The organism is Colwellia piezophila ATCC BAA-637 (genome assembly GCF_000378625.1).
GTDB classification, from domain to species: domain Bacteria; phylum Pseudomonadota; class Gammaproteobacteria; order Enterobacterales; family Alteromonadaceae; genus Colwellia; species Colwellia piezophila.
Genome location: NZ_KB905163.1, coordinates 316504 through 339174 on the forward strand (window position 1 = coordinate 316504; position 22671 = coordinate 339174).

The 22671-nt window shown below is 40.1% G+C and carries 16 protein-coding genes; 6 read left to right on the forward strand and 10 right to left on the reverse strand.

Annotated elements, in window-relative coordinates; genetic code table 11:
- Positions 1-379: 379 nt before the first annotated feature.
- Positions 380-889 (reverse strand): hypothetical protein, encoded by a 510-nt coding sequence (locus tag F580_RS0108695; protein ID WP_019027328.1) that lies wholly within the window; start codon positions 887-889, stop codon positions 380-382.
- A gap of 112 nt (positions 890-1001) precedes the next feature.
- On the opposite strand from F580_RS0108695, the gene F580_RS0108700 reads away from it, so the two are divergent.
- Positions 1002-1478 (forward strand): TlpA disulfide reductase family protein, encoded by a 477-nt coding sequence (locus F580_RS0108700; RefSeq protein ID WP_019027329.1) that lies wholly within the window; start codon positions 1002-1004, stop codon positions 1476-1478.
- A 114-nt stretch (positions 1479-1592) separates the two neighbouring features.
- Here F580_RS0108700 and F580_RS0108705 read toward each other — a convergent pair whose 3' ends face one another.
- Positions 1593-2426, reverse strand: a complete 834-nt coding sequence (locus F580_RS0108705; RefSeq protein WP_019027330.1) for a mechanosensitive ion channel family protein — start codon at positions 2424-2426, stop codon at positions 1593-1595.
- Between the two features lie 164 nt (positions 2427-2590).
- Here F580_RS0108705 and F580_RS0108710 point away from each other — a divergent pair, with 164 nt between their 5' ends.
- The 3 genes from F580_RS0108710 to F580_RS0108720 are packed head-to-tail and all read left to right on the forward strand — an operon-like array spanning position 2591 to position 7096.
- The gene (locus F580_RS0108710; protein WP_019027331.1) at positions 2591-5149 is read left to right on the forward strand and encodes a DUF748 domain-containing protein; all 2559 of its coding nucleotides are present in this window, start codon (positions 2591-2593) and stop codon (positions 5147-5149) included.
- 52 nt (positions 5150-5201) lie between these two features.
- Positions 5202-5945 (forward strand): potassium channel family protein, encoded by a 744-nt coding sequence (locus F580_RS24215; RefSeq protein WP_019027332.1) that lies wholly within the window; start codon positions 5202-5204, stop codon positions 5943-5945.
- A gap of 38 nt (positions 5946-5983) precedes the next feature.
- Complete coding sequence (locus tag F580_RS0108720) at positions 5984-7096, forward strand: AI-2E family transporter (RefSeq protein WP_019027333.1); 1113 nt, start codon at positions 5984-5986, stop codon at positions 7094-7096.
- Positions 7097-7237: 141 nt separating this feature from the next.
- On the opposite strand, the gene F580_RS0108725 is transcribed toward F580_RS0108720, so the two are convergent.
- From F580_RS0108725 to F580_RS0108740, 4 genes are all read right to left on the reverse strand, one after another.
- Complete coding sequence (locus F580_RS0108725) at positions 7238-9214, reverse strand: glycoside hydrolase family 3 protein (RefSeq protein WP_019027334.1); 1977 nt, start codon at positions 9212-9214, stop codon at positions 7238-7240.
- Between the two features lie 11 nt (positions 9215-9225).
- Entirely contained in the window at positions 9226-9882 is a 657-nt protein-coding gene (gene elbB / locus F580_RS0108730; RefSeq protein WP_019027335.1) for an isoprenoid biosynthesis glyoxalase ElbB, read from the reverse strand.
- On the reverse strand, positions 9882-11117 hold the full coding sequence (locus F580_RS0108735) for a multidrug effflux MFS transporter (protein ID WP_019027336.1): 1236 nt from the start codon (positions 11115-11117) through the stop codon (positions 9882-9884). Before F580_RS0108735 ends, elbB begins: the two co-directional genes overlap by 1 nt.
- Positions 11118-11200: 83 nt before the next feature.
- Entirely contained in the window at positions 11201-12658 is a 1458-nt protein-coding gene (locus F580_RS0108740; protein ID WP_019027337.1) for an aminotransferase-like domain-containing protein, read from the reverse strand.
- 144 nt (positions 12659-12802) lie between these two features.
- Between F580_RS0108740 and F580_RS0108745 the strand changes: the two genes are divergently transcribed.
- The gene (locus tag F580_RS0108745) at positions 12803-13735 is read left to right on the forward strand and encodes a DMT family transporter (RefSeq protein ID WP_019027338.1); all 933 of its coding nucleotides are present in this window, start codon (positions 12803-12805) and stop codon (positions 13733-13735) included.
- Positions 13736-13855: 120 nt separating this feature from the next.
- Here the strand turns inward: F580_RS0108745 and F580_RS0108750 are convergent, their stop codons facing one another.
- The gene (locus F580_RS0108750; RefSeq protein ID WP_019027339.1) at positions 13856-16477 is read right to left on the reverse strand and encodes a zinc-dependent metalloprotease; all 2622 of its coding nucleotides are present in this window, start codon (positions 16475-16477) and stop codon (positions 13856-13858) included.
- 295 nt (positions 16478-16772) lie between these two features.
- Between F580_RS0108750 and F580_RS0108755 the strand changes: the two genes are divergently transcribed.
- Positions 16773-17741, forward strand: coding sequence for a class 1 fructose-bisphosphatase (locus tag F580_RS0108755; RefSeq protein WP_019027340.1), 969 nt, complete (start codon positions 16773-16775; stop codon positions 17739-17741).
- A gap of 121 nt (positions 17742-17862) precedes the next feature.
- On the opposite strand, the gene F580_RS0108760 is transcribed toward F580_RS0108755, so the two are convergent.
- The 3 genes from F580_RS0108760 to rnr all read right to left on the reverse strand — a co-directional run bounded on the left by F580_RS0108760 (position 17863) and on the right by rnr (position 22563).
- Positions 17863-19152, reverse strand: a complete 1290-nt coding sequence (locus F580_RS0108760; RefSeq protein ID WP_019027341.1) for a YdgA family protein — start codon at positions 19150-19152, stop codon at positions 17863-17865.
- A gap of 129 nt (positions 19153-19281) precedes the next feature.
- Positions 19282-20037, reverse strand: a complete 756-nt coding sequence (rlmB, locus tag F580_RS0108765) for a 23S rRNA (guanosine(2251)-2'-O)-methyltransferase RlmB (RefSeq protein ID WP_019027342.1) — start codon at positions 20035-20037, stop codon at positions 19282-19284.
- Between the two features lie 51 nt (positions 20038-20088).
- Positions 20089-22563, reverse strand: a complete 2475-nt coding sequence (gene rnr, locus F580_RS0108770) for a ribonuclease R (RefSeq protein ID WP_019027343.1) — start codon at positions 22561-22563, stop codon at positions 20089-20091.
- Between the last annotated feature and the right edge of the window lie 108 nt (positions 22564-22671).

The following is a 22671-nucleotide window of genomic DNA, read 5'->3' on the forward strand; positions in this document are numbered from 1 at the left end:
AACTTTTTTAGAGGGTTTAATACCAATTTGATTAAATTTCTTCCCAACTCAGAGCTGTACTCAATGTTCAATAACAAGGCGAATTTGTTTAGGTCTAGTCATTCTAAACCACATAAATTTAACGATGTTAGTGGTCATTGAGTAAGATCCCATAGGGCGAATATCTAATAAAAGGAAAGGGTTCATATGCGGCGTTATTGATTTTGACAAGGACGCTACATGGATGTAGCTTCTTAGAGAATGCAGGAGCTTATTCTCCTGAATAACCATTCTCTTCAATCAATGCCTTGCCTCTAAACCCTTTAACTCTCGCTGAGTGGGAAAGAACTTAATCAACTTGGTATAGGGCATAATTGTGGGAATTGTGCCGCGCTAAGTTTTATTTCAAGTAGTGGATACTTTGCTCAGTAACACATTGAGTGAAGCTTTTTTTACGCTCTTCGTGTGAAAGTGATGCGATGGCCTGCTTCACTAATTGCATTTTCTTCTCTCGGTCAGCAGATGGTAAATGAGCAAGTTGCTGATGAAAACAGCCATACAGACCGAAATTTAACGCGACTTCAGACTGCATAGTGTCAGTACCTAAACAATGACCTAATTTTTCTGCCAAGGTATTGGTATCCATTTCGTCGATTAAATAGCTTAACTTATAATTGCCACTATCCACTTTTCGCGCTTGGTTGCAGCTAAAAAACATATCAGCAACGGCAACAATCGGGATAAGTTGTTGATGCTGTTTACTAAAACGTCGCTTTAACCATTCGTTATGCGCCTTATCAGTTACCGGTTTAACATCCGCTACAGTGCTTTGCGAGCTAGGCTGCCAAGCTTGACTGTGACTAATATAACAAGCCAAAACAAATAATAATAATTTTAACGCGTTCTTCATATAATTAGGCTCTTGGAATCACTATAAAAAAGTTTCATGACAATTTAGATATTGTGCATCACAGACAAAACTAAGTATAGTGAACTTATGTACGAATAATGTAGATAACTGTATGCCTGACTCCCTAAAAGCACTGGTGAAAACAGTAGTGATAGCCACCTTATTAATACTTATCACTAACCCTGCTAGTGCCAATGATTCCTTGGCTGAATTTGAACAAGCGATGGCTAGAAATAAAGGTAAAGTCATTTATTTAGATTTTTGGGCTTCTTGGTGTGTACCTTGTCGTAAATCATTCCCCTGGATGAATGCCATGCAAACACAATATCAAAAGCAAGGCTTGGTGGTATTAAGTGTTAATCTTGATGCACAGCCCATATTAGCCGAGCAATTTTTACAACAAACCCCGGCCAATTTCGCCATTATTTTTGATGCTAAAGGTCTATTAGCGAAAAAGTTTAAATTAAAAGGCATGCCTAGTAGTTACTTATTTGATCGCCAAGGTAATCTTATCAGCGCCCACACCGGCTTTAATGGTAAAAAGCAGAAAAAATATCAGCAAGAAATAGTGCAAGCCCTTGGCCAGTAATCGAGTGCATTGTTACCCCGGATATAACAGAGATTGAAAAATAGCCCTGATTAAAAGCGCAATAAAAAAGCCTAGCTCAGCAAGCTGAAATAGGCTTTTTTGATAACACTGTTGTTATCTCGGCACTTGATGCATATGCACATCGCGTTGTGGGAATGGAATACTGATACCGGCTTTATCAAATTCAATTTTGACATTTTCCATCATATCGAAGTACAGCCCCCAATAATCAGCGGCGGTAGTCCAGGGTCGTACAAATAAATTAATCGAACTCTCACCATGCTCACCAACCCAAATATCAATAGGCTGATTTTTTAGTACTCGCTCATCAGCTTCAAGCATTGAACGTAATAAGGCTTTGGCTTTGCTAATATCATCGTTATAGCCAATACCAAAAACCATATCGACACGACGGGTACCATTAATATTAATATTGGTGACACAACCGTTAGACAGTAAACCATTTGGAATAATAATTCGTTGGTTATCAAAGGTTTTTAATATGGTATTAAAAATTTGAATTTCTTCAACAATACCAACATAACTTTGCGCTTTAATGGCATCGCCATTTTTAAACGGGCGGAATAATAAAATTAACACTCCACCGGCAAAGTTAGCCAAGCTACCTTGTAAGGCTAAGCCAATGGCTAGACCGGCAGCACCTAAAACAGCGATAAGAGACGCAGTTTGAATGCCTATCATAGAGGCAAATACGATAATTTGAATGGCTTTTAATATAGTATTTAAAATACTTAATAAAAAGCGATGTAAGGTGATTTCTACTTTTTTCTTGGTTAGTGCTAACTCAACTAAACTCAGCACTCTTTTAATAATGAAATTACCGACTACATAAACGACGATAGCCACTAAAAACTGTACACCAAACTGCAGCCCCATTTCGCCCAGGATTTGTACATAGTGTTCGATTTTTTCTATATTGATTTCCATGAAAATGATACCCTACTAACCATGTTAAATAACAGTCAATCACATTATTAACCTTTGGTTTACAATTATAAACTTTTAAGAAAATAGTGTAAATTATATTCCACTTTATTTTTCTTGCTCAGCGAAGCATTACTTATTCGAATCAACAAGGACTGTATATCACTATGACAAGCCTGTTAGCTTTTTTTACTCATAAGTTCTTCAGAATATTACTCGCTTTATACCTTGGCTTATTCTCACTTATTTGGTGGTTTTCTTCACCTGTAACCAAGCATTTTATTACCCCTATACTAGCTGAGCAGCAATTACATTTATCTGATGATGCCAGCATTCGCTTCAATCCATTTTTAATGCGCCTAACCCTCAGTGATATCAAACTATCAAGCACAAAAGCGACACCACAAAAATTAGTGTTTTCTTTAGAAAAATTAGTGCTACAGGTTGAGTTATGGCAGTTAGCCTATAAAAAATTAGTGTTAACTGAATTATCTTTACAGCAAGGTATGCTACAAATTACCCTTTTTGATAGTTATTTAGTTATTGCTGGCATTGAAATCCCTTATGTAGCCAAAGAAGAAGAAGCTAAAACTGCAGAACAATCCGCTGAAGGCATAACTGAAGAAAGCGCTAAAGACACAGCATCGAATGCCCCTTATCAGCTGATATTACCCGAACTACTGCTCAGCCAATTTAATATAGAAATTGCCAGCAACGCTGGCCAACAAAAAAACAACAGCCATCACATAGAAATAGAACAATTGGCATTACGTGATATCAAGGCTACACAAGCTATGCAGCAAGGTAGCTTAAACCTTAGGGCGATGATCGATAAAACTCGCTTAAAGCTCTCTGCTAGTGCACTTTTGCAAACTGGCCAAGGGGATATAAACAGTGAGATTACTATTGAGAATTACCCTATCGAAAAGTTGGCACATTTTGTCGAGCAACTTACCCAGCTTAAAGGATCACTATCCTTTAGTAGTCAGCAAAAAATAACATTCTCCAAACAAGAGTTTAATTTTCGAGTACAGCAAGCTGAAGTCAATGTAAACGACCTACTACTCGGTATGGCACAGCAAGACGTTACCCTCAAACATTTTCAGCATGTCATTAGTAATCTCGATATTAACTTAAAAGGCAATATTATTAGTCATCTAGCGGGTAATAGCAGCATAAAACTTACCGGCGCTAAAGTAATACAAAATAAGAGTAAAGCAACTATTGCGGCTTTTGAACAGCTCAGTGTCGCCGACATTCGCTTTACGCTAGATGATGAACCAAGTATTGATATTACCGACATAGTTTTAGATAACTTTTTATTTTCTAATAAAGCCACATTAACCGATGTTGCGGCTCAAAAAGCCATAAAGAGAATAGATAAACTCTCCAGTGTTGATGGAATAGAGATCGCCGCTGAAGCTATTATCAAACTACCGCCAGTGATAAAATTAAAACAATTGACCTTAAATACCCTTCATATACATCAACAAAGTATCACCATTAAAAGTATTATTTTTGACACTTTAACGGCTGCGATAATTGTTAAAGAAAATAAAGATATTGCTAACCTTATTTCTTTTTCCGAACAATCAAAGTCACAAGAAACACCTGATAAATCAGCCGTAGAAACGCTAACAGTAATAGAACCAGCGCAAGAAAAAAAGTTAGCCAAAGTAAATGAAACAGGATTTGTTTTCAGCTTAGATGAGCTGCGTTTTGTTAATGAAAGCGCGCTAGAGTTTACTGACTTCAGCGTAGCGCCACTTTACCAACGAACGCTATTTATCGACACCTTCGAACTTGGTGCCTTAAGTAACCATCCTGACAAACAACAAGAGCAAACAACCTATACCTTGGTGGGCCGCAGTAATAAATATGCTAACTTTCGATTGTCTGGCTATTTACAGCCATTTTCAACAGTTACTCGCTATTATGTCAAAGGTGACTTTAAAGAGTTTTCACTGCCCGCTCTTTCATCTTATATGAAAGAGTCTACCGGTTTAGAAGTTAAAACCGGCCGGCTTAATACCGACATAGAAGTCACATTAATAGGCGAACAACTTGAGGGTAATATTGTTATTTTGCTAGAAGCCTTAGCAACAGGCCTCGTTGATAGTGAAGAAGCTGGCAGCTTAATTGACCAAGGGGCATTACCCTTAAATATGGCCATGGGAATATTAAAAGATAGCGATGGCAATGTAGAACTTGACGTGCCATTAAGTGGCTCGATCTCAGATCCAAATTTTGGCTTACAAAGTATTATCACCACCATTACCAAAAAAGCGATTATTACCGCGACTCAAGAATACTTAATTAATACTTTTGTTCCTTATGCCAACATAGTATCCATCGCCCTTAGCGCTGGAGAGTTTGCCCTGAAGTTACGCTTTGATGATTTAGTCTATCAAGTTGAGCAAGTAGAACCCGATGAACATCAAGCAGCCTACTTAAAAGATTTTATCGCCTTGATGCAAGCGAAAGAAAATACCCGTGTCACGCTTTGTGCTATCAGTACTCCGGCCGATATTGACGTTAAAGCAGGTGTCACCATTACCGACAAAGGGCAAATTAAGCGCTTACTCAAGTTAGGTGAGTCTCGAGAACAAGCACTAAAAGAATACTTAGTCGAGCAAGGAAATATTGATTCGTCGCGCATATTATTGTGCAAGCCGCAAATAGACAGCGATAAAGGCGCAATACCACGTATTGCAATATCAGTATAATAAGATAACCTATCAACATTACAATAATATTTGAGAAACGCTTTTGAAAACAATGACTCGCCAAGATAACTTTATTTATCTCACTTTTTCTTTAATTTTATTATTACTTGGTACGTCACTCGCGCAGCAATTTTTTGAAGACTCAGTACCGCGTTTGGTGCAATCCACCATCATAGTCACCTTGTTAGTGGCTGTATGGGGCGTAGACTCGAAAGATTTTGTGTTACGAAAAACCTATATTTTCCCTTTAGCTATTTTATTCTTTTCTTTTTTTGGTGCCTGGCTCGATAACGCTGGCTTTGATCAAGTGTATTTACTGCTTTTACTGAGCTTTCTTATTTCCAGTGCACTACGAACTGCTAAACAAGTGCTGTTTACCGGTGATATTGATGGCAATAAGATTTTAGGGGCCATATGTTTATATTTATTGATGGGGCTAATTTGGGCAGTGTTATACACTTTAGTACAGCTGAGTTTCCCGGGCTCTTTTACTAATATCAGCAGTGATAGTGCCTGGTTTACTTTATTTCCTGATTTTATCTACTTCTCATTTGTCACTATTACCACCTTAGGCTTTGGTGATATCTCTCCGCTGTCACCAATTTCAAGGTTTCTAGTCTATTTCGAGGCCATAGTTGGCCAATTTTACTTAGCTATTTTAGTCGCGAGTTTAGTCGGCTCACATATGAGTAACTTTGGGAATAACAGTAACTTGGCTAAGAACATTATCGGGAATAATGATAAGGCTAACAATATTCCCGCTAAGAACGATGCCCTTGAAAAAAGTACACTTTAATAAGCATAATAATAAATAATCAACGTAAAGGACCCACAATGAAAAAATCATCTGAGTTAACCCCTGATGTAGACTTTAACCGCAAAATCATTGATATCACCATCAAAATTGGCGCCATGGCAATTATTCTTTTTTGGTGTATTGCCATCATCAAACCTTTTGTCTTAATTACTGTATGGGCAGCTATTCTCGCCGTGGCTTTATTTCCTTTACACGCTAAATTAACCAGTATGGTTAAGGGCAATAAAAAAATAGCGTCTACCATTATTGCCGTAGTAGGAGTCGCACTTCTTGCCGTACCTTCAATAAACCTTTCCTCTTCGGCCATTGATTCAGCACAGCATCTTTATTCTGGCATAGAAGAAGGCACCTTAAAAATCCCTGCGCCAAATGACAGTATTAAAGAGTTACCCTTAGTTGGCGATAAGCTTTTTACCTTCTGGCAAGCCGCTTCACAAGATATTCAAAAAGTTGCTGGACAGTATCCAGAACAAATAAAGTCATTCTCTAGTGCGCTGCTTTCAGGTGTCGCAGGCATTGGTGGTGGTATTTTACAATTTATTGTTTCATTAATTATCGCGGTAGTCTTTATGGCGAAATCTCAACCGCTGCATCAGGGTATGAGCAAATTAATGTACCGTTTGATGAATGAACGTGGCGATAGAACCATTAATACCGCTATAGCGACCATACGTAGTGTGGCTACCGGCGTATTAGGCGTTGCTGTTATTCAATCACTTATATCGGGTATTGGTCTTATGATGGCTGATATACCAGGCGCAGGTATTTGGGCCATTGCGGTATTAATTTTAGCGATAGCGCAATTACCACCTATTCTTATTTTAGGGCCTATTGCCGCTTATTATTTCTCAGTAGCAGATACCACGCCCGCCATTATTTTCTTAATCTTTAGTATCATAGTCAGTGCCAGTGATGCGTTCTTAAAACCATTATTTTTAGGCCGTGGCATGAGTATCCCGATGATAGTTATTTTACTAGGCGCCATTGGCGGTATGTTATTGTCTGGTATTATCGGTTTATTTGTTGGTGCAGTTGTCTTAGCGCTAGGCTATGAGTTAATGATGGATTGGCTTAGCCAAACACCCGATGAGCAAACAAGTCAAAGTGAGACTCAAGTAAGCGAAGATTAAACCCATAGTAAGTTATTAAAACGCCTTTAAATTAGCTTTGGTAAAAATAAACGACAAAAAAACCGCATACCTTGACAGGGTATGCGGTTTTTTTGGTTTAAGGCTTTAAAGCGTACAGTTACTTTCTCGCTTTTATTTTTATTACTTCAAGGTGACCGGTAGTTCACCCTGCCCTTTCCCCTCACTGACAATAACCGCCATACTGGCATTGAATCCTGGGCTGATTTCTTGCTGATTAATATCTTGATAAACCCTATCATCAAAATTTAACAATACCGTATCGGCAAGCTCGCTGAATTCACTTATTAAAAAAGGAGAGCCTTTAGCAATCAGTATTGTTGGCGTCTTTACCTGCTTGGCTTGTGCCAATTGCTGCTTTAATAATGTCGCATAGCTGTGCTTTTTTTGTTGCTGTGCTGCGCTACCATAACTGGGCGTCAAATCATCCATACCACCTAAATCAACTAAACTGGCGGTTTTAATATCAACAGTGGCAATTAAAATATCAGCCTTAACGAGTAAGCTTTCAGCTTGAGCATTATACTCACTACTGCCGGCAACAAAGTGGCTAATTTTCACCCTAGCAAGCTGCTGCTCGGATAACTGCTTTGATAACACATTAACAACTGCATAAGTGAGTGCGGCTAGTTCTTGCTGATTTGCAACCACCAAGTGCAAGTGATTAATGACGCTAAGGTTAATAGGTAACAGCTTATTATCTTTCAATACAGTAACCGCCGCATCAGCAAGCGCCTGCTCAGTATCTATATGCTGGTCATTGGCAATAAGAGCGCTTGCCCTTTGTACTTGCTGCGTTAATGACAGACCATCCACTTGTGCATATTGTTTTTTATAAAAATTAAGCCTTGCTAACGCTTGCTCAAACTCTACCAAGGTATAATCCTCTTGTTCAATGCGTTGTGATAATGCTATTGCCACCTCTTTAATAAAGTGATGAAAGGCGGTAACATCCGCAGGTGTTCTGACTTTAAAAGGCATTACCGCTAGATCAGCGCCAGCGACAAAGGTTTCTACTACCGCTTCAACTTCGGTGAAAAAGTGGCTTACGCCAGCCATATCTAGAGCATCAGTGGCTATAATGCCAACAAATCCCATATCATGCCTGAGTAGATCGGTTAAAATTTTACGTGACATAGTGGCCGGACGAATAAGTTTCTCGCCACTTTTACTGACAAAAACACTGTCATCAAGCGCTGGATACTGAATATGCGCCGTCATGATCATGGCAGGTTGCGCGTGTTTAATGGCCCAAGAAAAAGGGGCAAGATCAACCTGATCTATCGTCGCTCTATCATGGTCAACACGCGGTAAACCAAGATGGCTATCAACATGGGTATCACCATGACCTGGGAAATGTTTAAGCGTTGCCATCACCCCTTGTGCCTGAATGGCATTAACAGCACTAGCACCTAATTCAGCCACTTGCCTTGGTGACTCACCAAAAGAACGGGTGTTGATCACAGGATTATCAACATTGGTATTTACATCAACCACTGGCGCATAGTTATTATTAATACCTAAGACTTTTAGCTCTTTTGCAATAACCGCATTTACTTGTGTAGCAAAATAAGTACCGTGTTGGGGGTAACTCGCACCAATAGCCATATTGCCGGCAAAGCCCGTCATTTTCGCAAAACGAGCAACTCGCCCCCCCTCTTGATCCATTGAGATTATTATCGGTTTTCCTTGCCCTGAGTTGACTGCCGCTTGTTGAATATCATGGGTTAACTTAACCACTTGCGCTATTTCTTGTACATTCTCGGAAAATAAAACAATACCACCGATACTGGTATTGCTAATCAATTGCGATATTTCTTCGGGTAGCTCGGTTAGCGCTTGTCGACAATGTTTCGAGCTAGGCACACTGGGCTTGCCATTAACATCGGCACAAAAATAACGAATATCGAGAGACATGCGTTGCGCGATTTGTTGTTCGAACTCGGAAAGTGCAGAAGTAGTATTCGGTGCAGTACTCATATCTTTTATCATCGCCTGACTTTGACAAGCGCTTAGCGCCATTGAAGCTATTATACTTAGCGCGCCGAGTGCTAAGTAAACCGGTGTTGTTTGTAAAAATGGCTGGTATGCTTTCTTCATAGAAACAATACCTATTTACTCAATGCCAGCACATATTTGACTAATTTATTAATGCCTACCGAGGCTTCACTAATAGATTCAGCTAACATATAGGCAGGCGTTGTCACTATTTTATGGGCTTCATCAATCACCACATCAGCGACGCCGCATTCAATATGAGTTAATCCTTTAGCGCTAATTAGCGCAGCAGTAGCATTATCTTTTCCTATTGTGCCTTTTACGCCTGCAGGATAAATTAATGGCAGCAGTGCTGGCGCAATACACATATAACCTGCTGGTTTCTCTACTTTAGCAAACGCCTTAGCGGCCAAAAGTACTTGTTCATTAACACTATAGTTTTCGTTATCCAAGGCAAAACTGCTTAAGTTCTTAGCTGCGCCAAAGCCGCCAACAAAGATAATGGCATCAAAGTCTTGTTCACGTAACTCAATTAAATCTTCAACATCGCCACGATTAATACGTGCCGCTTCAACTAAGACATTACGGCTTTCGCTTTTACTTACCTCACCATTAAGGTGATTAATAACATGATGCTGACTAATATTTGGCGCGAAACAATTATATTTTGCCCCTTGCTGCTCAATGGCTAGCAATGTTAATACCGCCTCATGAACTTCACTGCCATCGTATACGCCACAACCACTTAAGATAACTGCTATATTTTTCATTACTGAAATTTTCCTTTAAGAATATTCTTACTATTTTTACTGTTAGACCAGGTTATTAATTGACAGCATAACACTACCAACACAGCGAAGAACATTAACAAGGCAAACGGTTTAGCACTGCCATCATAATAAAAAGCAAGTATCGGTCCTGCAAAGGCGCCAAGCCCCCAACGCAAGGTACCTATTACCGCGGTAACCGTGCCCGAATTTTCGGGGAACTTGGTCAGAATTAATGCATCACTATTTACCGCGATCATAGAAATACTGCCCATCAACGGGAAAATCGACACGACAGTATAAATTAGCGGTAATTGTAAAAGATTCACCAAGGCTAAAGCGCTTGCCGCAAGTGTTGCTAGAATCAAAGCGAAGCGCAGCATGGTTCTTGAGCCTTTAGCAACAACAAAGCGTGTATTGATAAAGTGGGCGGCCATTAAGGCCAAAACATTCAAAGCAAAGAGCAGACTAAAGGTGTATTCAGAGACAGAAAACACCTTTAAATAGACAAAAGGGATCGCGGTGATATAGGTAAAAAAGGCCAGTGATATCATCATTGAACTAATAAGATCTAACCGAGCTTCGCCATTGCCTAAGACAATTTTATAACGCTGAACAAAGCTCAGCTGTACTTTAACTGGCTTTTTCTCACCCGTTATAATATCGATATCTGAAGCATCAGGTAAATACTTCATCACTAACAAAAACACGATAAAGCTATAAGCCGCTAAGACATAAAATATGAGCTGCCAGCTATGTGCGAGTAGCAAGACACTACCAATACTCGGCGCTATCATCGGTGCTAGCATCATAATCATACTGACATAAGAGAGGCCTTTCGCGGTATCTTTGCCGTAATATTCACGTACTGCGCCCGGTACCACCACAGTGGCAGCACTACTAATAAAGGCCTGCATAAACCTTACCGATAGAAATTGTTCAATATTACTGACCATCGGCAATAATAAGCTAGCGATACAAAAGCCGCCAAGGCCTAATAACACTAATTTTCGCCGAGAGTATTTATCTGCCATAGGGCCAAATAAAATTAAGCCTAAGGCATAGCCAAGTAAATAAACACTCAAGCTATTTTGTACCATACTCATTGGCGTATTTAAGTGTTCAGCCAAGGTTGGCATCGCCGATAAATACATATCCACCGCTAACGGAGACACCGCTAAAATAGCCGCGAGTAACGGCAACAATAATTTTAAAGACACTTGCAGTTGTGCTGTCATGACCTTTTCACCAATTTATCTACTTGATTATTCATTTTTTACTTTCTGTTTATTTAGGTGCTAATGATGGGCTTGCTAATTATCTAGTCATTTTTTTGTTGTCTGGTGTAGTCAAAAACCAACGCGCCTAAGGTTTTAATCGCATTTTCAACATCTTGCCCCCACTTCACCCCATAGCTAACTCGCATATAATTTTGGTATTTTCCTGAGGGCGAGAATACCGCTCCTGGAGCAAAACTTACCCCTTGAGCTAATGCTTGTTGAAAAAATGCACTGGTATTGACGTGTGATTGGCAACGTAACCAAAGCACACTGCCCCCTTGGGGTTTAGAGATACACACTTCTTTAGGGAAATACTCAGCAATGAGCGCTCGCATGCGTTCACAGTTATAAGCTAAGGTTTTTCTCAACACACACAGGTGGCGGTCATAATCCCCGCTGAGTAAGTACTCATTTAAGGTCCACTGTTGCAACATAGGTGTCGAGGCCGACTGAGCACGTTTAATACGCTTGGCCTGCTCTTCAAATTTACCTGGCAATAACCAACCAATACGATAGCCTGGCGCTGCTGTTTTTGAAAACGATGAACAGGTCATCACCAGACCTTTTTCAGAATAAAGTTGCGCCGGTTTAGGCTTTTTATCGGTGAAATATATTTCGCTGTAAACATCATCTTCAATTAAGGGAATATCATGCTGCTCTAATAGCGTCACCATTGCTTGGCGTTGCTCATCGCTTTTCATTGAACCGAGCGGATTATTTATCGCGGTTGAAAATAAACAGGCGGTAATATTATGCTGTGAAATTGCCACGGATAGCTCATCTAAACCAACGCCATCCTCGGTACAGGTATACACTTCTAGGGCTTTCATGCCGAGCGTTTCAATCAGTTCGATAATGCCAAAAAAGCACGGTGATTCAATAGCAATAATATCGCCACGTTTGGCTACACATTGTAGTGCAATGGATAGTGCTTCTTGGGCACCGTTAGTAATAACAATATCAGCCGGATTTACCTCGACACCTTGATCTTGGTACCTAAACGCCAACTGCATCCGCAATTTGGCATCACCGGTAACAGGGCCATAACTCACTGCTTTTTCAGAGACTTTGCTTAACACAGAGCGCATTAATCTGGCGAGCGCTTTATCGGGTGGGTGAGCTTGAATGGGGTTGGAAATACCTAAGGCAACCGTATCAGGTAGATGTACGGCTGCATGAACTTGCTCAATCATACTGCGACCTTGCACTTCGGCGGGTTTACATTGCGCCCATTTTGCCGGACGAGGTTGTAATGTCCGCGCTTGTACCGCTTGCAAATAATAACCCGATTGTGGTCTGGCACTGACCCGACCTTGTCGCTCTAATTCGATATAAGCTTGCTTGACCGTTGGCACACTGATTTCAAACTGACGGCTCAACTTTCGTAAACTCGGTAATTTATCACCGGGTTGCAAAGCACCAATTTTTTGTTGGTGTTCTATAAAATCAATAACTTGCTGATACAAATAAGCCGAAGAGCTTTTATCTAATAATTTCATCTGTTTTTTCTCATCACCGGTGTTTTGATCACTTTAAAACTGTATAGGTTACATTTTCAGTTTTCTGTACATGTTATTAAATCAAATTATCATTACAATGTCACCCTTATCCGGTCAGTTCTCAGTTATGGGGTGTTAAATTTAATGAGCAATAATCTTTTATATGTGATCACGGTAATTATTTGGGGTTCAACCTGGATTGCCATTAATTATCAATTAGGTGATGTCGCCCCTGTCGTATCGATTGTTTATCGCTTTGGCTTAGCTGCGTTAATTATGTTTGCTTACTGTCGCTATAAGAAGTTACCGCTGTCATTTTCAGCCAAACAGCATATTCAGTTATTTGCTTTTGGATTGACCTTATTTGGCTGTAATTATTACTTACTGTATAACGCGCAAGCTCATATTAACTCTGCCCTAACCAGCATCGCTTTTTCCACCTTGATGATTGTCAATATACTCAATGCTCGCCTTTGGTTTAAAACCCATATTTCTAGGCAAGTCTATTTAGGTGGCGCCTTGGGTTTAGTGGGTATTGTCACTTTATTTTGGCCACAGATAAGCAACGTGCAATTGGGTGATAGTACTTTATTAGGCTTAGGTTTATGTATGGTTGGCGTACTGTTCGCTTCGACCGGCAATATGATTTCCATTAAAAATCAGCATAATAATATGCCGGTATTGCCTGCCACCGCTTGGGGCATGCTGTATGGCTCTTTTTTTATGCTGGTGCTGGCACTTGTTCAGGGACAAAGCTTTAACTTTTCTTTTACCTTTGAATACATCAGCTCATTATTATATTTATCAATCTTCGGTTCTGTTATCGCCTTTGGTTGTTATTTAACGTTATTGGCGCGAATTGGTGCCCATAAAGCGTCTTATGCGACCATTATGTTTCCTGCCGTAGCAGTAGTTATTTCAAGTTTTGTCGAAGGCTTTACTTGGGATAGTTTTACTTATGTTGGCTTAAGTTTAATGCTGGCAGGTAACTTAGTGGTATTGGCAAAGTCGCCAAAAAAGAGAAGCAGCAAAAAATCAGACCAAGCCACTTCATTGACCGAAGCTGTCAAAAGTTGATTAACTGCCCTGAGGCACTAGCGGGGTTTGGACGACAAAGTATGACGAGCTTAACCCCAAGCATTACCAAGTAAACACTTAAGGGTTAAGCCCAACATGTATCAATCAGCACAATAGTAATTAGCCACCGATAGGTGAGCCTGGAGGCATAGCTATTTTACTGGCCGGTAGCGCAAGTTTGTTTTGCTTTAAGCTAAACTTAATTTGCTGCTCAAGTAAAATAAACTGCGCAGATAAAGCTGAATATCTGCGACTATCATTATTATCATCAAGCCACTCGGTTAAGTCGACCAAGCTAACAAAAATCTCACTACGTACTTCAGGTACGACATTATCTTCATGCCATAGTGTCAACAGTTGCTCAACAACTTGTTGGTTCACTCTTTGCTGAACTAACAACGCTAAACCGCTCTCTGGGCCTTGCTTAATGGTGCTATTAAGCAGCTGGGTAATAACCTGCTGTACGGAAAAAATGGCATTAACTTGTTGACCACGACCATTACCTGGCTGGTAACGCGCCGCTTGTTGTTGTAAACGTGCTAAGCGTTGCTTATTTAATAATAATGATAAGGTATGCTTGGCACTTGCTTGTGCAGCACTAATGGCATCAAAGGTAATGCCGGTTTGTGAAACGAAACTCTCTCTTGTGCGCGCATAACCATAAGCTTTAGGTGGAATAAGGCTAATAATATCTTCTGATAAGGTTAAAAAGTCACTATCTAACGTTGCTAAAAGCGCGCTTAAGGCTTGCTGTTGCATAGCCGCTGAAACTGCTTGCACACGCTGCTGCTCTGCATCAATATCACTTGCGCCTTCAGCGTAGAACTCTTCAGCACTTTCAACACCATCAACCGCATTACTTGTTTTTTCGGTATAAGATTTCTTTACTTCATAGGCACTCTTTACTTCATAGGCATAATCGACACCCGCAATGAGTTTTGCCGTTGCTTCAACCTGATAGCGGTGAAAGTTATAAATAGGCACTAATGCCTGTTCTAATTCTGATAGCGGTGTATTGGGCGCAATAGAATTTAAGCCAAAGTTCTCTAGAGCTTTCGCGCGCACCTTCATTACCCGAGTTAATTCTTGCGCGGCATTACTACCGTTATCCCACAAATGACCGGTATTATGCGCACCCGATGCTGGACGAGCATCAGGGTCTGAAACATATAACAACCCTTGTGCTTGGGTTTGTTTAATAAGCCTTGCGAGGTATTGGGCTTCGCTAACATTTTCTTGTTGTGCATAATCACCATAACCATAAGCGATAACATACTTATCCCACAGGCCAATATTTTCTTTATAGGCTTGAGACAAATCAATCTCACCTTGCTCATCTAAGGTAATAAATGGGTGAGGATAATCCATTACCGAGGCACGATCATTGACACTCGCAGCAAAGTTATGAGCAATACCTAAGGTATGACCTACTTCATGCGCTGATAATTGGCGAATACGGGCCAATGCCATGGCTTGCATCGCGCTAGTATCTGTAGGCTCTCCAGTTGCATTATTACCTTCATTATTAGTAAAGGGTGAAGTCAAACCTAAGGCGATCAAATAATCTTGTCTAACGCGTAATGAGCCTAAAGTGACATGACCTTTGATAATCTCCCCGGTGCGAGGATCAATGACCGAGCTACCATAAGACCAACCTCGGGTTGCCCGATGCACCCATTGAATAACGTTATAACGTACGTCCATGGGATCAGCATCTTCAGGTAATATTTTCACTTGAAACGCATCTTGGTAACCAATATCACTAAAGGCTTGCTGCCACCACATGGCACCCTCAATTAGCGCAGTGCGAATAGGCTCGGGCACACCGGCATCAAGATAATAAACAATGGGTTCAACCGCTGCACTACTAGAGGCTTTAGGATCTTTTTTTGCTAAGCGGTGACGAGGAATCAAACGTTTAATTAACGGCTCATCGATAGCACTGGCGTAATCGGCATATTCTATTGACCAATAACCACTGTAAGGATGGAACTGACGGGTTTGATAGTTGTTGTCAGGTAATTTTATTAATGAATGATGTAAGTTTACCGTTATGGCACTAGGGTCTGGAGTTACCGCTTTTAAATACTTACCCGCTCCGGTACCTTTATAAGTCACCGTTGCTTCTAACTCGGTATTATCTGGAAAAGCTTTGGTGCGTTTATAATACAAGCCACTGCGACTTTCATCTATTTTAAAACTGCCCTGCTTAGCTTTTTTTAATCTCTGGCTAATATTATGGATATCGGACAAGAGAAACGGCGTGTAATCTATTAATACTTTACGGGTGCCTTTAGCTGGATTTTTATTGACATTTTTACTGCTAGCCACCACCTTAAAACCCCAAATAATAGAGCTAGCAAAGGCCTCATCAACCGCCTGTTGCTCTAATGGGTTGTTAGAACTTGCCCGATAATAGGGATTCAACTGCCTTAAAAAGACTTTATTACCTACTCGTTCAAATTGTACCAAACGGGTATCACCTAGCTGGCCTCGGTCTAAACCAATATCATTAGAGCCAATACCGTGCGGCAAACTTGACTGAAATAAGAACTCTTGCTCGAATTGCTCTATCTGCAAATAAACTTTGCCTTCGTCTTCATCATGATAAAAAGAAAAATAGCCCTGCTGTAAGGTTTTATCTTTTATAAAATCAGCAAAATTCGCGTTATTAACATCAGCAGCGTTGGCGGTAAAAGCCAAGCTAAGACATAAAAATATTAAGCAACCAACAAAATTCATATTATTTCCTTTTAAATGGGGAGCAGTACAGAGTATGCGATATACCCATAACCAATCAGGTACTTTAATTGGCTATGGGTATAAATGATAACCTCACTACATTAATCAATAAACACCAACGAAATAACAAGGAAATGCTACTAAGATCAGCCTTAAGCTTGCTATAATTATCGGCAATGTCATTTAGAATTGTTTACTAAAAACATTCATAAGTGATGATAAACACCTGTCTGCCATTATCATTGGCAAATTTTATAAAGTATACAATTAACTTTAAAGTAATTTAGGTAACCTAATGCAACGACTAGCTCCAGCTTTACGTCAAGACAATGTACCTCTTGATTTAATTTCATTAATAAAAACTATTTTAGCTGCCACCAAAGAGATTTCATTTCGTGTTAGCCAAGGTCACTTAGGTGATGTGATGGGCTCAACCCTTGATGAAAACATTCAAGGTGAAGTGCAGAAACACCTAGATGTCGTTGCCAACGAATTATTCAAAGATATTTTACTTGAGTCTGGTTTTGTTAAAGCCATTTCTTCAGAAGAAGAAGATCACTCAGTTGCTGGTGATGAGAACGGTAAATATATTGTTTCTTTCGATCCTCTTGATGGTAGCTCGAACATCGATATCAACTCATTAATTGGTACTATTTTCTCAATTCATGAAGCGCCTGAAGATATTAAAGCTGGCGATGATAATATGTTTAAACAAGCAGGTCACAAACAAGTATGTGCAGGTTATGTACTTTATGGCCCGTCAACCATGTTAGTGATGACCACTGGTAGTGGCACACACTTTTATGTACTAGACAGAACCCATGGTGGTTACTTGTTAGTAGAACGTAATGTGCAAGTACCAACCGATACTCAAGAGTTTGCGATAAACATGTCTAACCAGCGTTTTTGGCAGCCCGCCATGCAAAATTATATTAACGATTTACTTGCTGGAGATACTGGCCCACGTGGTAAAAATTTCAATATGCGCTGGATTGCTGCCATGGTTGGTGATATTCATCGAGTATTATGTCGCGGTGGTATCTTCACTTATCCTGCCGATAGCAGAAAACCTGAGCAACCATACAAATTACGTTTAATGTATGAAGCCAATCCAATGGCATTTTTACTTGAGCAAGCGGGTGGCTTAGCCATGACCAGCCAAGGTCGTATTATGGATATCGAACCTGATAGTATTCATCAACGTGTTGAAGTGATCATGGGCTCTAAAAACGAAGTAGAAAAATGTTTAAGCTACTACAAATAATGTAGGCTAAAAACTCGCTACTAAAAAAGGCTTATTGCATCACTGCAATAAGCCTTTTTGTTTCAGCTGCATTTGAGCAGCTAACGTCGACAGCAACTAACCTCAGCTTGGCTGAGCAGTGTTAGAGCGCAAACGCTTTACCGTTAATGGTTAGCTGACTTTCTATATATTTTGCTTCAAAGCTTATATCGTTTTCTTGCTGAGTTAAATAACCTTGCTCAACAAAGTTATTTACCATAGCTGCTATGCCTAAATGAGTTAAGTAAGCCAAAGGCACCTTACCCTTAGCATCAGCTTCTAAAGCCATAATTAACGCCATAGAGTCTAAGTTATTAATATCAAACAAATCTTTATTGATGCTAAAGTTAAACTCGCTAGCAATTTTCCCTTGCTCGGTAACAACACTTAAATCAGTAACTTTCAAGCTAGGGTTCTTCGCCAAAACTTTATCGACAACGACTGACAAGGCAGCTAACAATTCTTCAGAATTATCATCTCCGACTAGCCCCGTAGATAAGCTCGCTATGGTATGGTTTAATTCTTGTAAAGCATTAATATCTATATTGGCTAGTACTATTTCTAAATTCGGCTCTGTAAAGCTCTGACCTGATGCACTAATTTCGTCTGCGTAATATTGCAGTCTTAGTGCTAATAAATCTTTATCGAGTGAAACTTCACTCTTTAATCCGGCATGCTTTAAGGAGAAAATATGACTGCTCTGCTCATATATATCAATATTTTCAACCTTGAAAGTCGCATCGCCGGTTAAAATAGCAGTGCCTTGTAAATAATCGCCACTAACAACCTTTTGCTCGGTAGACATGGTAACAGTACCAATAACAAAACGTTGTGTTGCATCTTTAACTTCCAGACCACCCCAAGAGAAATCACCACTAATATGTTCATTATTAATCAGGGTAAATTGTGCCGCAACAGCCTTTGCTACGATGACACTTTCTCCTTCTTCATAGCTCATTTCATCGGTATTAATAAAAGTGGTAACATCTTTATTAAAACTAAGTAAGGCGCCTAAATGCATATTTTCGTTAATAAGTTTAATGATTTTCTCATCAAGCTCGGCCGCTGAGAATTTAAACTTCACCGCTGAATAACCTAAACCTAAGTGCCAACCTTGCTTAGTGATAATAATAGGGCCAAAAGAAAGCTCTTCTGCTAATAAAAAGGTTACGTCAGCAAAGCCATCATCTTCAAGAGAAAGCCTCAGCTCTGAGCTGACTTGCGCACCAAACCAACCACTGTCATATTGATGAGTCGTTAAGCTAATACCGTCAATGGCATTGAGTTCAACGAGCATTTTTTCTCGTTCATCTTCAACGACAGAGCCAATAAATTTTGGCGAAATAAGTAAACTTGCTAAGATTAAGATCACAGCAATGGATAAATTTTTCATTGGTAAATATTCCCTTTTAGTATTATTTCTACTTACCTAACGGCCAACTTCAGCCACAACCGTATAACAAACCTCATCATACGTTTACTATAAGTAACCTGAACTCTGGATAAGTAGAATGATCCATCATTAAATTGAGCGTTGGCGTACCATTTCAAACAAGCAAATGCCTGTTGCTACTGATACATTTAAACTAGAAACTGTGCCTGCCATAGGCAGTTTAACGAGTTGATCGCAATTTTCGCGTGTTAATCTGCGCATGCCTTTACCTTCTGCGCCCATCACTAATGCCATAGGCCCAGAGAGTTGAATGTCATATAAACAGGTATCTGTTTCTCCTGCCGTACCGACAATCCAAACACCTTGTTTTTGCAACTGCTTCATTGTTCTTGATAAGTTAGTTACTTGCACAAGTGGCACACTTTCAACTGCACCGACGGCAACTTTACGCACGGTTGGGGTAATTTGTGCCGCATTGTCTTTTGGTACTATTATGGCTTGTACACCAGCAGCATCAGCATTACGTAAACAAGCACCAAGGTTATGTGGGTCAGTAACACCATCTAAGATAAGTAAAAATGGTGGTATCCCTTTTTTCTCGGCCGCTTGTAAAATGTCATCTATATCATTTTCGGTATAGGCTTTTCCGGGTCTTACTCGGGCAACTACGCCTTGGTGTTGCTCACCATCACTTTTTTCATCCAATACTTTACGACTGGTCAATTGAGTACCAATGCCGTATTTTCGTGATAAATTAATGATTGGCATCATACGGTCATCTTCACGACCTTTGAGTAAGAATAGTTCAATAAACCGTTCAGGTGCTGCGTTAATAAGGGCATTAACTGCGTGAATACCAAAAACTAATTCTTCATTTTTCGCCATGATTTTTCTCTGTCTTTAAATTAATAACCTAAGTGATAAACTGCTTTGTAGCTATTTCTCTGCGCTTTTACGGGCATTTTTCCCTGGGCGTTTTTTACGAGCACTACGCTTTTTTGCTTTACTCTTCTCTTTCGGCTTATCTTTAGAGGAGCCTTTAGCGCCGCTTTTAGACTTAACTTTTTTAGCGGTGGTATTATTCGCACTGTTGTCAGCTGATGGGCTTGCCTCAGTTTTCTTTGCTGAGCGTCGACCACCTTTGCTCTTTGACTTAGCTTTAAACTCACCTTTAGATTTGTCTTTTGACCTGCCTTTAGGTGAGCCTTCAATCTCAACACCTTCAAGTCGTAAATCTATTTTCTTTTCATCAAGATGAACGGCGGCAACTTGTACGCGAATTTCATCACCAACACGGTATTTGTTGCCACTATGCTCACCGGTAAGGCACATACGCACATCATCAAAATGATAAAAGTCACGGCCCAGAGAAGTAATATGCACTAAGCCTTCAATATGTAAGTCTTTTAAACGAACAAACATGCCAAAGTTAGTCACCGTGGAAATGACACCGGTGAAGTTATCACCAACATGGTCTTGCATAAATTCACATTTAAGCCAATCGGCTACGTCGCGGGTTGCTTCATCTGCACGCCGCTCGGTCATTGAACAATGCTCACCTAGCTCAATAACTTCCGCTAAGGAATAGTCATAACTGCCTTCATTGGCAGCACTGTTCGCTTCTTTTTCAAGAATGGACTTAATCACTCGGTGTACAACAAGGTCAGGGTAACGGCGAATAGGTGAAGTAAAATGACTATAAGAAGGTAGCGCTAAACCAAAATGCCCTTCATTATCAGTTTGATAAACCGCTTGGCGCATAGAGCGTAGCAACATAGTTTGAATCAACTCTTGATCAGGGCGACCAGCAACTTTCGCTAATATATCGCCATAATCTCTCGGCTCGGGCTCTGCTTTTGATGGCAGTGATAAACCTAGCTCATTTAAGTAAGTAATAAAATTACGATACTTATCTTCATTAGGTTTTTCATGCACTCGGAACAAACCAGGCTTTTCATGTTTTTCAATAAATTTAGCGGTGGCAACATTGGCTAAAATCATACATTCTTCAATGATTTTATGGGCATCGTTGCGTATTAACGGCACGACACTGTCAATTTTTTTATCTTCATTAAATAGGAAGATAGACTCTTGCGTTTCAAAGGCGATAGCACCACGTTTAAGGCGAGCATCGGTTAGCGCATGATACATATTCTCGAGATTTTTCAAGTCAGGTACTAAAGCTTGGTATTCTTGGCAAAGCGCTTCGTCGCCGTCAAGAATTGCAGCAACTTTGGTGTAAGTAAAACGGGCTTTAGAGCGCATTACTGCTGGGTAGAATTTGCTGCCTGAAAGCTTGCCGGTAGCACTTACCGTCATTTCACAGACCATACATAAACGGTCGACATCCGGATTTAGTGAACACAGACCATTCGACAACTTCTCAGGCAGCATAGGAATAACTTGGCTAGGAAAGTAAACCGAATTACCCCGTGAGATAGCCTCATCATCTAAAGCAGTACCATGTTGCACATAATAACTAACATCAGCGATAGCTACCCATAAGCGCCAACCGCCCGATTTTTTAGGCTCACAATAGACCGCATCATCAAAATCGCGGGCATCTTCACCATCGATAGTCACTAGCGGTAAGTCACGTAAATCTTTACGCGGTAATTTAGCCGATTCTTCGACTTCATCCGCAATACTTGCTACTTCAGCTTGTACCGCATGAGAAAACTGATGCGGTAAATCATGCGCACGTAAGGCAATTTCTATTTCCATGCCTGGGGCTAAATGATCGCCTAATACTTCAATGACTTTACCAATAGTTTGAGTGCGTTTAGTTGGTCTTTGTACTAATTCAACGACCACCATTTGGCCATGACGAGCACCCATTCTTTGCTGTGGATCGATTAAGATTTCTTGCTTTATTTTAGTGTCTTCAGAAATGACTGAACAGATATGATGATCAGCATATATGCGGCCAACTATCGGCGCTCTTCGTGGTTCAATGACATCAATGATTTTTACTTCTTTACGACCCTTACGATCAGTACGGTCAACCAAAATAACCTCGACAATATCACCATGAAAAACACGTTGCATTTCATAAGCAGAAATATAAAAGTCTTTACCTTTTTTATCGGCTTTTGTCGGGTCGTCGGGAGAGAAAAAACCAAAGCCGTCACGGTGGCCAATAACTTTACCTGTTATTAGGCTATTTTTTGGAGGCACGGCGTATTGTTTGAATTTATTAAAGATTAACTGGCCGCTATTTTCCATGGCGCGTAAACGACGTTTCAAACCAATAAGTTGATATTCTTCATCATACTTTAGCGTTTTAACTAAGCTATTAAAGCTCGGTGGCGGTGAGCATTTTTCGATGATTGATAACAGCAGCTCGCGTGAGGCGACTGGTTTTTCATATTTTTTGGCTTCGCGTTTAGCGTGTGGATCGTTATAGGTCACTATAATGGGTCAGTATTTAAGGATATCTGCCTGCCAGTATATCATAGGGAAATGGCTCACTAATGCTTAATTTTTATGATAACAACGACACTCACTAAATCGTCATTT

Excerpts from the sequence above, each read along its gene's own strand:
- F580_RS0108695 (WP_019027328.1), bottom strand. The coding sequence starts at position 889 with ATGAAGAACGCGTTAAAATTATTATTATTTGTTTTGGCTTGTTATATT.
- F580_RS0108700 (WP_019027329.1), top strand. The coding sequence starts at position 1,002 with ATGCCTGACTCCCTAAAAGCACTGGTGAAAACAGTAGTGATAGCCACC.
- F580_RS0108705 (WP_019027330.1), bottom strand. The coding sequence starts at position 2,426 with ATGGAAATCAATATAGAAAAAATCGAACACTATGTACAAATCCTGGGC.
- F580_RS0108710 (WP_019027331.1), top strand. The coding sequence starts at position 2,591 with ATGACAAGCCTGTTAGCTTTTTTTACTCATAAGTTCTTCAGAATATTA.
- F580_RS24215 (WP_019027332.1), top strand. The coding sequence starts at position 5,202 with ATGACTCGCCAAGATAACTTTATTTATCTCACTTTTTCTTTAATTTTA.
- F580_RS0108720 (WP_019027333.1), top strand. The coding sequence starts at position 5,984 with ATGAAAAAATCATCTGAGTTAACCCCTGATGTAGACTTTAACCGCAAA.
- F580_RS0108725 (WP_019027334.1), bottom strand. The coding sequence starts at position 9,214 with ATGAAGAAAGCATACCAGCCATTTTTACAAACAACACCGGTTTACTTA.
- elbB (WP_019027335.1), bottom strand. The coding sequence starts at position 9,882 with ATGAAAAATATAGCAGTTATCTTAAGTGGTTGTGGCGTATACGATGGC.
- F580_RS0108735 (WP_019027336.1), bottom strand. The coding sequence starts at position 11,117 with ATGACAGCACAACTGCAAGTGTCTTTAAAATTATTGTTGCCGTTACTC.
- F580_RS0108740 (WP_019027337.1), bottom strand. The coding sequence starts at position 12,658 with ATGAAATTATTAGATAAAAGCTCTTCGGCTTATTTGTATCAGCAAGTT.
- F580_RS0108745 (WP_019027338.1), top strand. The coding sequence starts at position 12,803 with ATGAGCAATAATCTTTTATATGTGATCACGGTAATTATTTGGGGTTCA.
- F580_RS0108750 (WP_019027339.1), bottom strand. The coding sequence starts at position 16,477 with ATGAATTTTGTTGGTTGCTTAATATTTTTATGTCTTAGCTTGGCTTTT.
- F580_RS0108755 (WP_019027340.1), top strand. The coding sequence starts at position 16,773 with ATGCAACGACTAGCTCCAGCTTTACGTCAAGACAATGTACCTCTTGAT.
- F580_RS0108760 (WP_019027341.1), bottom strand. The coding sequence starts at position 19,152 with ATGAAAAATTTATCCATTGCTGTGATCTTAATCTTAGCAAGTTTACTT.
- rlmB (WP_019027342.1), bottom strand. The coding sequence starts at position 20,037 with ATGGCGAAAAATGAAGAATTAGTTTTTGGTATTCACGCAGTTAATGCC.